The organism is Rossellomorea sp. DA94 (assembly GCF_029834455.1).
GTDB lineage: Bacteria > Bacillota > Bacilli > Bacillales > Bacillaceae_B > Rossellomorea > Rossellomorea vietnamensis.
On sequence record NZ_CP122397.1, the window covers coordinates 3,982,336 to 3,995,808 of the forward strand.

A 13,473-nucleotide genomic window follows, 5' to 3' on the forward strand; every position below is an offset into this window, starting at 1 on the left:
CTCACGCCTCCCTCTTATACGGATTTTCAGTCTTTTCGATTTCTTCCACACTTACATAATACCCTTCATCCTGCTTATGGGACATCAATGAACGGAATGCCATGCATCCGAAGATACCGACAAGCGCTGCAATGGCCATCCAGAACAGTTCAAATACTAGACCAAATCCTGCGACGAAGAACAGTGCAGACATGATGAACGGTGTCCCTGCATTGCTTGGCATGTGAATCGGTTGGTATTCAAAGTTGTCAGGTACCATCTTTCTTCCTTCTTGCTTCATATCATAAAATGCATCATGACTCTTCACTTCAGGTACATGTGCAAAGTTGTAGTGAGGCGGAATGGCTGAACTTGTTGCCCATTCAAGGGTACGTCCATCCCACGCGTCCCCTGTTGTTTCTCTCTCAGCAAAACGGTAGCTGTAATAGATACCATAAACGAGTACCATGAATCCTACTCCCATTCCGAAAGCTCCGACAGAAGAGATCACATTCAATGCTGTCCAGCCATCTTCAGGACCGTACGTGTATACTCGTCTTGGCATACCCGCGAATCCTAATACGAACTGAGGTAAGAAACAAAGATTGAATCCGATGGAGAATAACCAGAAAGCCCATCGTCCGATGCGTTCATTCATCTTATGACCAAACATCTTAGGATACCAGTATGCAAGTCCTGCGAAGCAGGCGAATACTACACCGGCAATTAATGTGTAATGGAAGTGAGCAACCAGGAAGTAGTTATTGTGATATTGGAAGTCGGCCGCAGCCATTCCAAGCATAACCCCTGTCACCCCACCGATGAGGAATGTCGGTATGAATGCAACAGACCATAACATCGGTACAGTAAATTCGATCTTCCCTTTGAATAAGGTACCTAACCAGTTGAATATTTTGATTCCCGTCGGTATGGCAATCGCCATCGTTGAAATCGAGAATACACTATTTACTGCTGCGCTTCCACCCATTGTAAAGAAGTGATGGACCCAGACAACGAAACTCAATCCAGAAATCGCAACAAGTGAGATAATCATAGATTTATAACCAAATAGTGTTTTTCTTGCAAATGTAGCAATGATCTCTGAGAAAATCCCGAATGCCGGTAATATAACGATATATACTTCCGGATGTCCCCACAGCCAGAATAGGTTTGACCATAGCATCGGGTTACCACCAGCCGTAAGCGTGAAGAAGTGGGAACCGAATAAGCGGTCAAATGTCATCAGTGCTAATGTGACAGTCAAAATCGGGAAGGCAAACACGATGATGAAAGCCGTAATCAACGTCGTCCATGTGAACATCGGCATGCGTAATAGCGTCATACCTGGCGCACGCATTTTGATGATCGTGACGACAAAGTTGATTCCGGTCAGCAATGTACCGATACCCGAAATCTGTAAGCCCAGCAGGTAATAGTTAATACCCGGTCCAGGACTACCTTCAATCGCAAGCGGTGCGTAGTTCGTCCAACCTGCATTCGGTGAACCACCGAATACGAATGAAATATTGAAAAGGATTGCCCCGAACATGAATGACCAGAAACTCAGGTTATTCAAATAAGGGAAGGCTACGTCCCTTGCACCGATCTGCAAAGGAACGACCACGTTCATCAATCCAAGTAAGAACGGCATCGCCATGAACAGGATCATGATCGTACCGTGAGTGGTAAAGATTTCATTGTAGTGCTCGGATGTTAAAAATGAGTTATTCGGCACTGTCAATTGTGCCCTCATCAAGAGTGCATCGACTCCTCCGCGGAAGAGCATGACAAGTGCAGCCAGGATATACATAATTCCGATTTTTTTATGATCAACGCTTGTGATCCAGTCGTTCCACAACCATTTCCACTTTTTGAAGTAAGTGAGGACTGCAACGATTCCGATTACGGTGAACACGATCGAAATGTTGGCTCCTATGATCAACGGATCGTTGAGGATCAGATTATCCTTAATAAAATCAAACATTTAAAGTCCTCCCTTCTTAGTGCTCGTGACCGCCATGATCTTCATGGTCGTCATCTTCATCTTTTTTCTTCATATCGTCATGGTCCATGCCTTCATGGCCTTCCATATCCATATTGCCATGAACGGACTGAGCATCTTTATCTGCTCCACCTACCGTGGTATCCAGTCCGTATTTCTGGCGGATCGCCATGGCATACTCTGAATTCTTACCATGATCGACGAATGCTAAGTGAGTAGATGAAAAGGTCATCTTATCAACCGTTTCAGGAAGCATCAGTTTTTCATACGTATCTTCCGTCAATTTCGGTTCGTCTTGAGCATCTTCTACCCAATCTTCATATTTGTCTTGTTTCATTGCAACAAAATCAAACGTTTGGTGCGTCATTCCCTCACCAGTGAAGTTGGAGTTTCTTCCATCATAGGTACCCGGTTCATCAGCCTGCAGATACAAGTCATTGACCATTCCAGGCATACCATAGATCTGACCGCCGATTTGCGGTACCCAGAAGGAAGCCATGGAATCAGCTGCGGTTACTTTGAAAAGAATCGGATGATCCTCGGGAACATTCACATAGTTTACGGTTTCGATTCCTTCTTCAGGATAACTGAAGATCCATTTCCAATCGACAGCTGTCGCATGGATCACGATCGGGTCTTTATGAGAGGTCGCTTCCGGTGCGTCTCTCAATTCGTAAAGGGCCTTTGTATTCGGGATGGATAATGCGATGACGATCAGGACAGGAATGAGTGTCCAAATGACCTCAAGGAATGTACTTCCGTGCATATCCGGCTTATAGTCACTATTCTTCTTACTGCTTCGATACTTGAATAAGATGATCGTAAAGAAACCAAGAACAACAACCATAATGGCAATCATATAGTAGATGGACAGCATAATCAGATCTTTTTGAACGGCTCCCACCGGTCCTTTGGGATCCAGGATGATTAATTCGCTATCCGTACTGAAAATAATGATGAAAAATAACGAAATAAGACTTATTAAAACAATTAAATACGGTTTAAATTTATTAAACAAAAGAAATCACCTTCCTTTATGTAGAATTTACTCTCGTAGACCTATACTATCAAATTCTCTAATCAGGTACCCTTCATAACTTCATTTTTAAACAGATTTTCGAAATTTCGACGCATTTTATTCACAGAACGGTAACAATGTTGGAAAGAATTGCTCAATGGACAAAAAAATAACTCTCAAAGTTATCTGAGAATAACGTTGAGAGCGGTTTATAGGTTCATTATTTAGAATATTAATAATCATCACTCATAAAATGTGAACAGACCTAAAATTTTTCTCTGATTACCATTATGCTAATAAAACATTCATTATATATATCTGTATCCTCATGAACGTTTTATTCCTCTCTTGTGGTAGTAACTAATGATTGATTCAGTTAGGCTGATTCTCCTCTTGTCCGCCTAACTCAAACGGGGAATATACTCCTTCATAATCGACGATCGTCACCATTCCCCTGGCAGCATGATTGTTATCATGGCAATGGAATAACCATTCCCCCACATTATCGGCTTTAAAATAAATCACGTATTCCTCGCCTGGTTTCACATGAATCAAGTCTTTGACAATCGGTTTTTCAAATTCTTTTCCGTTCTTGGATTCCACCTGGAAACGATGACCATGAAGGTGCATGGGATGATTCATCCTGCCTTTATTTCTTAATGTGACTTTCACGATGTCACCTTCTTCCACCTTGATAGGCGGTGTATCGGGAAAGGTCTCATCGTTAATTTGAAAGGACATGCCTTCTCCCATTGACATGCCCATGCTTAGATCCATGTCATAGGTAACATCGGGGTCAGGGGCTTTGTCGAAAATCAGTTCTTCACTCCCATATGAAATTCCTTTCGCAGTACCTGCTTCCCTTGCAAGCGACGCTTCTTGATCGGAATGAGTCTCATTCGACACAACTGGCAGGATCATGTCTTCTGCGTGGTCTATATTCTGTTCCTGACCAATGAATACCGTATCTTGATCGGGCTTCGTGAATTCCACATCCACTCTTTCCCCAGGGGCAATTTCAAGAACATTGGTGTTTCTATCTTCAGAGATCACTCTTTCTGCATCATTCTCAATAACCTTCATCGATCCCTCCGGAAAGACCAACCGATGAACCTGGTATCCGGCATTCACGAATCTCAATCTTGCTTTTTCACCCGTTTCCATTACAAGGGGTTCAATGGCCTTTCCTGATTTTCCGTTCACGGTAAAGGTATCGTACATTTGTTTCGTATCTGCTTCACCGTCCCCGGACATGGCTCCCTTCATCATTCCTCCCATATTGGTGATGTCCTCTTTTTCTTGATTTACTGCCCACTCATCGAGGATGAAGACTTCATCCTTCTTATACTCTTTTTCCTTTTCTTCCACGATGAACGATCCATATAAGCCTTTGTCGACCTGTACAGAGCTTTGTTGATGGGAATGATACCAATATGTACCCGCATCATGTGCAATAAATTCGTAGGTAAAGCTTTCTCCCGGCTGAACAGCATCTTGAGTCAAACCTGGGATCCCGTCCATTTTATTTGGCAGCAGGACGCCGTGCCAGTGAATGGTAACCGGTACATCAAGCTCGTTCTTAAGCTTTACTTGTACAAAATCTCCTTCCGTCACACGAATGGATTTACCAGGAACCGTCCCATTATAAGTCCAAGCATTCACTTTTTTACCTTCACTGATCTGCCACTCCGTATCCTGAGCCGTTAATTCAAATTTTTTGACATGGCGGTCACCTTTTTCTTGTGCGCTTACGTCTAATATACTCGTCTCTCCGTCCGTCACTCCCTTGGGCAATGCCATTTCCCCATTTTTATACCAGGGTGATTGAAGAAACACGATCACCCCGATTGCCACTAATAACGTAATGAGTATGCTTCCAATAACTTTTCTTTTCATCGCTGCCTCTCCTAACCGTTTGTTGTACCAACCAGTCTTGCAAGTAGGTTATTACTCCTGGATTTTCCGTTTAAGTCGTTCGTATTCTTCTTCCGTTATTTCCCCTTTTGCCAGTCGGTCCTTTAATAAACTCAAAGAATGACGATTTGCATTGTCCGTCGGGTTGTTCTCTTTCGGCGTCTTCGCTCTCATCATCCAGATGAATACCCCCACAATCGCTACGATCAGTAGGATAAAAAGAAAGCCGGTTCCAAAAAATCCGCCGCCCATTCCTCCACCATTCATCATAAAATCATCTCCTTTATGTTTTTTCTTCTTATACCCACTATGGTATTATACAAAACAAAAATTCATTTCTCTTGCAGCATCTTGGGGACACCTTCACTTTTCCCCTTAAATGTGCAGATTTAATGAAGAAAACAATAAAAAAATCAGAAATGTCGTTGATCATCTACTGGACATTTCTGATTTGTTTATAGCAGCCCTCTGCGTCATGATGAGCTGTTTTAGTGAAGTTATTTCAATCCTACTAATTGCTTGATTTCTTCTTTATTGTTCTCAAAACCAATCAAATTCTTTACGATTCTTTTTTTACCGAATATACCTTTTTTGTAAAAAGCAAAGGAAGGAACGATTCTGGAGCCGGATATTTCCTTGAGTTCCTTTTCGAACCTTTCATCTTCTCCTACATCCTTATGGACATACTTGATGTTTTGCCCACTCAGGTATTCTTTAGCAGCTTGACAATCGGAACAGGTGGGTCTGGTGTAAAGTTCTAATTCAAGATCATGACTCATGGCATTCTAGAGCTCCTTTCGTCAAGAACTACGTTTCTGATGGTTTGAATCCTTTCAGGCGCAGGGCGTTCAGCAACACGGATACAGAACTGAAGCTCATGGCTGCACCAGCGATCATTGGATTCAGTAACGGTCCGCCGAGCAGATACAGGATTCCCATGGCAATGGGTATGCCGAGGATGTTATAGCCAAAGGCCCAGAAAAGGTTCTGTTTAATGTTCCGTATGGTTGCTTTACTCAATTCGACGGCTGTCGGTACGTCCATGAGGTCACTTCTCATGAGGACGATGTCTGCCGACTCCATGGCTACATCCGTACCAGAACCGATGGCGATTCCTATATCCGCTTGTGCAAGTGCCGGGGCATCGTTGATTCCATCCCCCACCATCGCCACTTTCCTGCCCTCTTCCTGAAGCTTCTTGACTTCATTTGCTTTGTCTTCAGGCAATACTTCACTCAGTACGCGGTCGATCCCTACTTCTCTTGCGATCGCTTCCGCTGTCCGCTTATTGTCTCCCGTGATCATGGCCACTTGGAGCCCCATCCTGTGAAGCTTTTCAATGGCTTTGAAACTCGTTTCCTTCACCGTATCAGCAACGGCGATGATGCCCGCAATCTCTTCTTCGACGGCGATATACATGGGCGTTTTCCCCTCGGCTGCCAAGCGGTCCGAAACTTCCGCCAGTTCACCGACATCGACATCATTTTCGTCCATCAGCTTGCGGTTTCCGAGGAGGAGATCGTCTCCTTCGACCGTCACTTCAATTCCCTGTCCCGTAATGGCGTCAAAGAAGTCGGTCTTACGCAGGGTGAGCCCTCTTTCTTCCGCCTCTCTGACAATCGCTTCGCCAAGAGGATGTTCAGATCCCTTTTCAGCTGAAGCGGCAAGTACCAGGAGTTCTTCTTCTGAAATGGATTCCGAGGTCACGATATCCGTCACCACAGGCTTTCCTTCCGTGATGGTACCGGTTTTATCAAATACGATGGTTTCGATCTTATGAGTTGTTTCAAGGGCACCACCGCTTTTAATCAATACGCCATTTTCCGCGCCTTTCCCCGTACCGACCATAATGGCCGTAGGTGTTGCGAGCCCCAGCGCACAAGGACAGGCGATGACAAGAATCGAAATCGTGATCGTAAAGGCGAAGAGACCTGACTCACCTGCTATATACCAGGCGAGACCGGATAGGATGGAAAGGACGATGACGATCGGAACAAAATAACCTGAAATGATATCGGCCATTTTGGCGATTGGTGCTTTTGACCCCTGGGCATCTTCGACCAGCTTGATGATCTGGGATAGTGCCGTATCTTTTCCGACTTTCGTAGCCTCGTATCGGATGGTTCCATTTTTATTGATGCTCGCACCGATGACGTTTGAGCCACTGGTCTTCTCTACAGGGATGCTTTCCCCTGTCAGCATCGCTTCATCGACGGATGTTTTTCCTTCCAGCACCACTCCATCCACCGGTATCTTCTCACCGGGTTTCACGATGATGATCTCTCCCACTGCCACTTCGTCCACTGAGATCTCTACTTCTTCTCCATCTCTTACGACAGTAGCCGTTTTAGGGGCAAGACCCATCAGCTTCTTGATGGCTTCAGACGTTTTCCCTTTCGAAAGGGCCTCGAAATATTTCCCTAATGTAATGAGGGTGAGGATGACGGCTGCCGATTCAAAATAAAGGTTCTGCGCATACCGTTCACTGCCTGCTATGATCATGATGCTTGCAAACAAACTATAGAAAAACGCTGCTCCCGTTCCGAGCGCCACCAATGAATCCATATTCGGATGGCGTTTGGAAAGCGTCTTAAATCCTACGGTGAAAAATGGTTTCCCCATCGCTACGACAGGAATGGTAAGCACAAGTTGTATCAACGCAAATCCAGATGGGTTCACCATCGGATCGATTGCATCGGACAGCGGCATGCCGAACATATGCCCCATGGAAACCAGGAGCAAGGGAACGGTGAAGACGGCTGAAACCCAGAAGCGTTTCCACATGGTCTTGATGTGCTCCTCTTTCTTATCCCTGTCTTCGTCCACTGATTGTTCCACATCAGTGTCCTCATCTGCTTCATATCCGGCGTCGGAAACCGCTCCCTTGATATCAGACACGGTAACGACGGCGGGATCGTACTCAATGACCATTTTCTCTGTAGCCATATTGACCGTCGAATCCTTGACGCCATCGAGCCTCCTTGTTGCCTTTTCGACCGATTGCACACAGGAAGCGCACGTCATGCCTGTCACGCTGAATGTCTTTTTCTCCATTTCTGTAACTGCTCTATAACCTGCATCATCCACGGCTTGCTTGATTTCTTCAAGTGAGAGCTCATTTTCATCATAGGTAATATTCAATTTCTCCGTTGCAAGATTTACGCTTGCTTGTTGAACACCAGCCAGTTTCTTCGTTGCTTTCTCAACAGCCTGTGAACAAGAGGCACATGTCATTCCTTCGATGTTCAATGTTTTTTCCGCCATTGTGCTAACCACCTTTTATTTTGCAGGTTCTGTTTGATATCCCGCATCAGACACCGCTTTACTTAAACTGTCTGGTGATTGCTTCGATTCGTCAAACTTCACCTTAGCCGCACCATTCTCGAGATCAACTTTGGCTTTTTCTACTCCGTCCAGTTCATTCAGAACCGTCTCTACTTTTTTCACACAATTCCCACATGTCATTCCAGATACGTTTAATAATGTCTTTTCCATTGAATAAAACACTCCTTTAATTTTTAATGATGGCAGTTCATGCCGTGATCCTTTTTACAGGTACACTGTCCTGGTACGCAATTACATGCGATCTCATCGACAGCATCCCTTTTCTTGGTTTGTAAAACTTGTTCAAGAAGGGCGATATCATCATGGCTCAGCTTTGCCTCTCCAATCAAGTCGGCAATCGTCTTCCCCACCGCCCGGCTGCATATGTGAGTAAATAACCCTGCCTTCAGTGTTTTGAGGCTTTCTTCCTCACTGACTCCCGGCCTGTAAATGAACCGGTTGCCAATTTTCTCAGTCGTCAGCATCCCTTTTTTGACCAGGCGCCCAATAAAGGTTTTGGTCGTTGCCGGTTTCCACTCTTTCTTTTCCTGCAGGACGGAACTTATTTCCTTACTGGTCACTTCTTTGAGCGTCCAGACAACTCTCATCACTTCCCACTCAGAATCCGTGATTTCCGGTTTTTCTTCTTTGGGCAAGATGATCCCCCCTTTTATGTTTACATTTGTAATCGATTTATATTTTTAGTTTACAACTGTAATCGAATTTAGTCAACAGAATTGATTTGTCTACTTGTAAAAATGGGCTGTTGCTTTTTATCTGTGTTTTTATTCTGTACCACTGGCGGTATTCTACAAACTCATTTCTCTTAGTAAAAGACCCTTTCGTAAATGAGTCAAAAAAAAATGATCCCGATATAGGATCATCCCTTTATGTTTATTTAGCTGATGACCACACTCTCTCGGCGACCATTATTGGTGTTAGGCGATTTTTTTACACTCTTCTGCACAGTTAAAGCAGGCATCCGCACATTTTTGACAATGATCATGATCATGTTTCTTACACTCTTCGCCACATGCTTCACAAATCTTCGCACACACCTGGGCGAGTTCCGCTGCAAATGGTGTCCCTCTCACTAAGGACTGCTCTAAGTATGAACAAATATCCGCGCATTCACGATCTAACCGGATGCATCCTTTCATCATGTTAATATCTTCTTCTTTTAAGCAGGAATCGAAACAGTGGTTACAGGCTTCCATACAATCGTGTAGTGCTTTGATGGCTGATTGATACTTTTCGTGTGACATTTTTTCATTCCTCCCGTTTCGTTTGGTTAATGGATACACATTTACTATATCCTGTTAGAATACGTTTAAACGGATTTAGGTTATTTTTATATCCAAATCAATCTGAAACGTCCAAAAAAAGCCATGTTCCTTTTAAAACAGGAACATGGCTAACTTAACTAAAGTATATGAAACTAAGGAATATCAATAAAACCACAAATAAAAAACCACCAAATATGTATTTGGTGGAGACGGTGGGACGTGCAATTCCATGCTTTCGACATGGCACTGACTATATCTTGAACCTTGTAGTTTCAGGTCCTTTGGCGTATTATGCGAAATGTAAATTTATCTGCTGAGAGATAGGATTCCGCATCCTAGTACTACCGAACTTCGGCAGCCTATAAGTCGATACACGGCTGTTGGATTGCTCCACATACCGCTCGGCATTGCCATATCACACTGGGTGTGACTTAGGTTTCACCGATAAAGCCAAATTTTCACTTATGTGTTACCACATAAGGCGACTATGAACTAATCGAACCCACGTCCAGAAACATCGCCACTTAAGCGTCTACGAGCGTAGTCGATATATTCGCAAGTTCGCTACAGCTTCTGCCTATCGACGGGCGTCCGTGCAGCTAGTCTGATTAATCTCTTCCTTTGTCCTCAGACGGTGGACTCCGGCGTAGCCTACTAAGAGTGAGTCCCTTACCCTACCACATAGGCGATGGAGGGAGGAACAGCTAAAGTGCTATTACGCAGCTAAAGCTAGGTTATTGTTAGTTTTGCCAGTTATTATTGGCTTTGGCGTTTTAACGTAGACGACCCCTACGGCTCGCGACCTAAGCTCGAACTATCCCTGTCGAATCCGTAACGTCCCCATGATAGAAAGGGAAGAACGGGAAAGAATAAGTTAAGCGTGTAAGTCACTTATTCAATTGTTCTTACTGCCGCTTGATTACCTTGCGACATATACTAGTATAACAAATCCTGAGATAATTGCAAATGCCATATTCCGGAAATCTGTAGTGTTACATTCCTTTTTGACGCTGAGCCAATTCTCTCTGGATAGAACGATTCGCTTCTTTACGCTTCAAGTCTTCACGTTTATCGTACTTCTTCTTACCACGTGCCAGCCCGATCAAAAGTTTCGCTACACCATTTTTGATGTATAGCTTCAACGGGACGATGGAATAACCCGCTTCTTTTGAATCGCCAATCAGCTTATTGATCTGTTTGCGATGCAGCAATAATTTACGTGTTCTAAGTGGTTCATGATTAAAACGATTACCCTGCTCATATGGACTGATATGCATATTGTGAATAAAGATTTCGCCGTTCTGAACACGGGCAAAGGAATCCTTCAGATTCACCCGTCCTCCGCGGATCGCTTTGATCTCTGTCCCCTGGAGCACCAGACCCGCTTCATATGTTTCTTCTACGGCATAGTCATGCCTCGCTTTTTTATTTTGGGCAATAAGCTTGCCTTCTCCCTTTGGCATTGGAATCCCCCTAGTCATTTCCGTCAGTTTACTCATTATTATCTCATATTTTCAATGAAAATTGTATCGTTACCGTCTGAAAAGCAAAGGAGCAAAGGTTGTCCCGTTGCTCCCAGACTGTTATTTCTTCTTTTTACGTTTGCTTCTTGGTGCATTTTCAAAGTGCTTCTTATTGGTTTTTTTCTTCTTATTGTTCGGTTTACGCGTTGACCATTCCCCGTCCTTTTTACGGGAAGAAGAACGATCCGATTTCCCTCGGTTTGATTTCCCTTGATCTGACGAAATCGAACGGACACGGCCTTCACGCTCTTTGCGCTTCCCTTTCATCCCAACAATTTCGAAATCGATGGCACGCTCATCTTTATTGACGCTTACGACACGAACCGTGATTTCATCCCCAATCCTGAATACATTGGCAGTCCTTTCACCGATCATGGCAAGATGGCGTTCATCAAACCGGTAGTAATCATCCGTCATATAGCTTACATGGACAAGACCCTCAATGGTGTTCGGCAATTCGACGAACAGACCGAAATTCGTAACGGAGCTGATGATTCCATCGTATTCCTCTCCCACCTTGTCTTCCATATACTCTGCTTTTTTCAATTCATCGGTTTCACGCTCTGCGTCCACTGCACGGCGCTCACGGCTGGATGTATGCTCAGCGATATGACCCATTTGCGCACCCCATTTTTCACGGGTGGCCTGATCGATTTTCCCTTCAATCAAATACGTTCTGATTAAACGGTGAACAATCAAGTCAGGGTAACGGCGGATCGGAGATGTGAAATGAGTGTAGAACTCAGTTGCGAGCCCGAAGTGCCCGAGGCTTTCAGGATCGTATTTCGCCTGCTGCATGGAACGGAGCATCATCGTCGAAACGACCATTTCTTCCGGTTCGCCCTGTACGTCTTCGACTATTTCCTGAAGGGCACGGGGATGGATGCTATTCGCTGTTCCTTTTACGATCAAACCGAAATTGGTGATGAACTCGAAGAAGCGCTGAAGCTTATCTTCTTTCGGATCTTCATGGATTCGGTAGATGAACGGCACTTCCATCCAGTGGAAATGCTCGGCAACCGTCTCATTGGCCACTAACATGAATTCTTCGATCAGCTTCTCTGCCACTGAACGCTCACGAAGGACGACATCTGTCGGTTCCCCTTCTTCATTCACCAGCACTTTCGCTTCTTTGAAATCAAAGTCGATGGCTCCACGCTTCATCCTTTTTGTACGTAGAACCTGAGCCAGGTCCTCCATCTCCTCGAACATCGGAACCAGAGGCTCATATTTCGTGCGGAGCTCTTCGTCTTTATCCACAAGAATCTTGTTTACATCTGAATAGGTCATTCGCTCGGTTGTCTTAATGACACTCTGGAAGATTTCGTGTTTGACGACATCGCCTTCAGGTGAAATTTCCATATCACATGATAATGTTAGACGATCCACTTTCGGATTAAGGGAACAAATCCCGTTGGATAAACGATGCGGAATCATCGGGATGACCCGGTCTACGAGATAGACCGACGTCCCTCTATCAAATGCTTCCTGATCGATCGGTGAGCTCTCTTTGACATAGTACGTCACGTCTGCAATATGTACTCCAAGCTTGTAATTCCCGTTGTCGAGTTTCGTCACGGTTACAGCGTCATCCAAATCCTTGGCGTCCGCGCCATCAATCGTGACGATGGTTTGATCGCGGAGATCTTTCCGGTTCGGAATTTCCGATTCGTCGATTTCACTCGGCACCTTGTTCGCCTGATCCATGACCTCTTCAGGAAATTCAACGTCAATCCCGTGCTTATGGATGATGGAGAGTATATCGACTCCCGGATCATTTTTATGACCGAGGATTTCGATGACTTCCCCTTCAGCACTCTTGCGTCCCTCAGGATATGACGTCAACTTTACGACGACCTTATGTCCTTCAGCCGCTCCCATTTGGGCAGACTTAGGAATGAAGATGTCACTGGCAAACTTTTTATCATCAGGGATGACAAAACCGAAATGCTTGCTTTCCGTGAACGTACCGACCATTTGATCGACACCGCGCTCGACGATCCGGACGACGGTCCCTTCCCTTCTTGAACCTGAAGAAGAGGTTGAAACCCTGACTAATACAATATCGCCATGCATGGCGTTATTCGTTTCATTCGGAGGGATGAAGATATCATCCATACCGGATTCTTCAGGTATCACAAACGCAAATCCTTTTGCATGAGCGGATACTTTCCCTCTTACCAGATTCATTTTTTCAGGCAGGCCGTAGCGGTTGCTTCTTGTACGTACGACGAGCCCCTTTTCTTCCATTACGACAAGTGCTTTGACAAAATCCTTGAAGTTCGTGGACCCTTCAATTCCGAATGCTTCTTCAAGCTCCTGTACCGTCAATGGTTTGTATGCTTCTTCCTTCATATAAGAAAGGAGCCTATCCACATGCACTTTAATATTTTCGTCCATGACAATCCCTCCTGATCATCGAATTCA

General features: G+C 44.6%; 11 protein-coding genes and 1 other RNA gene. All 12 read right to left on the reverse strand.

The features are described from left to right. Position 1: 1 nt before the first annotated feature. The 12 genes from qoxB to rnr all read right to left on the reverse strand — a co-directional run bounded on the left by qoxB (position 2) and on the right by rnr (position 13,446). Positions 2-1,963: a cytochrome aa3 quinol oxidase subunit I gene (gene qoxB / locus P8596_RS20735; protein WP_279724917.1), complete on the reverse strand. Its 1,962-nt coding sequence runs from the start codon at positions 1,961-1,963 to the stop codon at positions 2-4. A gap of 16 nt (positions 1,964-1,979) precedes the next feature. Continuing rightward, the gene (gene qoxA / locus P8596_RS20740; protein WP_279724918.1) at positions 1,980-2,999 is read right to left on the reverse strand and encodes a cytochrome aa3 quinol oxidase subunit II; all 1,020 of its coding nucleotides are present in this window, start codon (positions 2,997-2,999) and stop codon (positions 1,980-1,982) included. Positions 3,000-3,371: 372 nt separating this feature from the next. Continuing rightward, positions 3,372-4,895: a multicopper oxidase family protein gene (locus tag P8596_RS20745; protein WP_279724919.1), complete on the reverse strand. Its 1,524-nt coding sequence runs from the start codon at positions 4,893-4,895 to the stop codon at positions 3,372-3,374. 51 nt (positions 4,896-4,946) lie between these two features. Continuing rightward, positions 4,947-5,183, reverse strand: a complete 237-nt coding sequence (locus P8596_RS20750; protein ID WP_279724921.1) for an SHOCT domain-containing protein — start codon at positions 5,181-5,183, stop codon at positions 4,947-4,949. A gap of 227 nt (positions 5,184-5,410) precedes the next feature. Next, entirely contained in the window at positions 5,411-5,692 is a 282-nt protein-coding gene (locus tag P8596_RS20755) for a glutaredoxin family protein (RefSeq protein ID WP_224521958.1), read from the reverse strand. Between the two features lie 28 nt (positions 5,693-5,720). Then, complete coding sequence (locus P8596_RS20760; protein WP_254652314.1) at positions 5,721-8,177, reverse strand: heavy metal translocating P-type ATPase; 2,457 nt, start codon at positions 8,175-8,177, stop codon at positions 5,721-5,723. A gap of 15 nt (positions 8,178-8,192) precedes the next feature. After that, positions 8,193-8,408: a heavy-metal-associated domain-containing protein gene (locus P8596_RS20765; protein ID WP_034764185.1), complete on the reverse strand. Its 216-nt coding sequence runs from the start codon at positions 8,406-8,408 to the stop codon at positions 8,193-8,195. A gap of 23 nt (positions 8,409-8,431) precedes the next feature. Further along, on the reverse strand, positions 8,432-8,893 hold the full coding sequence (locus tag P8596_RS20770) for a CopY/TcrY family copper transport repressor (protein ID WP_224521956.1): 462 nt from the start codon (positions 8,891-8,893) through the stop codon (positions 8,432-8,434). A gap of 282 nt (positions 8,894-9,175) precedes the next feature. Continuing rightward, entirely contained in the window at positions 9,176-9,502 is a 327-nt protein-coding gene (locus P8596_RS20775) for a four-helix bundle copper-binding protein (RefSeq protein ID WP_224521955.1), read from the reverse strand. 514 nt (positions 9,503-10,016) lie between these two features. Beyond that, positions 10,017-10,357: a transfer-messenger RNA gene (ssrA, locus tag P8596_RS20780) on the reverse strand. Between the two features lie 158 nt (positions 10,358-10,515). Further along, positions 10,516-10,986 (reverse strand): SsrA-binding protein SmpB, encoded by a 471-nt coding sequence (smpB, locus tag P8596_RS20785; protein ID WP_034764201.1) that lies wholly within the window; start codon positions 10,984-10,986, stop codon positions 10,516-10,518. Between the two features lie 120 nt (positions 10,987-11,106). Beyond that, positions 11,107-13,446: a ribonuclease R gene (gene rnr / locus P8596_RS20790; RefSeq protein WP_279724923.1), complete on the reverse strand. Its 2,340-nt coding sequence runs from the start codon at positions 13,444-13,446 to the stop codon at positions 11,107-11,109. Positions 13,447-13,473 lie beyond the last annotated feature (27 nt).

Bases quoted from the DNA above. Each gene is read 5' to 3' on its own strand.
- P8596_RS20745 (WP_279724919.1), bottom strand. From the start codon at position 4,895: ATGAAAAGAAAAGTTATTGGAAGCATACTCATTACGTTATTAGTGGCA.
- P8596_RS20755 (WP_224521958.1), bottom strand. From the start codon at position 5,692: ATGAGTCATGATCTTGAATTAGAACTTTACACCAGACCCACCTGTTCC.
- P8596_RS20765 (WP_034764185.1), bottom strand. From the start codon at position 8,408: ATGGAAAAGACATTATTAAACGTATCTGGAATGACATGTGGGAATTGT.
- smpB (WP_034764201.1), bottom strand. From the start codon at position 10,986: ATGCCAAAGGGAGAAGGCAAGCTTATTGCCCAAAATAAAAAAGCGAGG.
- P8596_RS20750 (WP_279724921.1), bottom strand. From the start codon at position 5,183: ATGATGAATGGTGGAGGAATGGGCGGCGGATTTTTTGGAACCGGCTTT.
- qoxB (WP_279724917.1), bottom strand. From the start codon at position 1,963: ATGTTTGATTTTATTAAGGATAATCTGATCCTCAACGATCCGTTGATC.
- P8596_RS20760 (WP_254652314.1), bottom strand. From the start codon at position 8,177: ATGGCGGAAAAAACATTGAACATCGAAGGAATGACATGTGCCTCTTGT.
- rnr (WP_279724923.1), bottom strand. From the start codon at position 13,446: ATGGACGAAAATATTAAAGTGCATGTGGATAGGCTCCTTTCTTATATG.
- P8596_RS20775 (WP_224521955.1), bottom strand. From the start codon at position 9,502: ATGTCACACGAAAAGTATCAATCAGCCATCAAAGCACTACACGATTGT.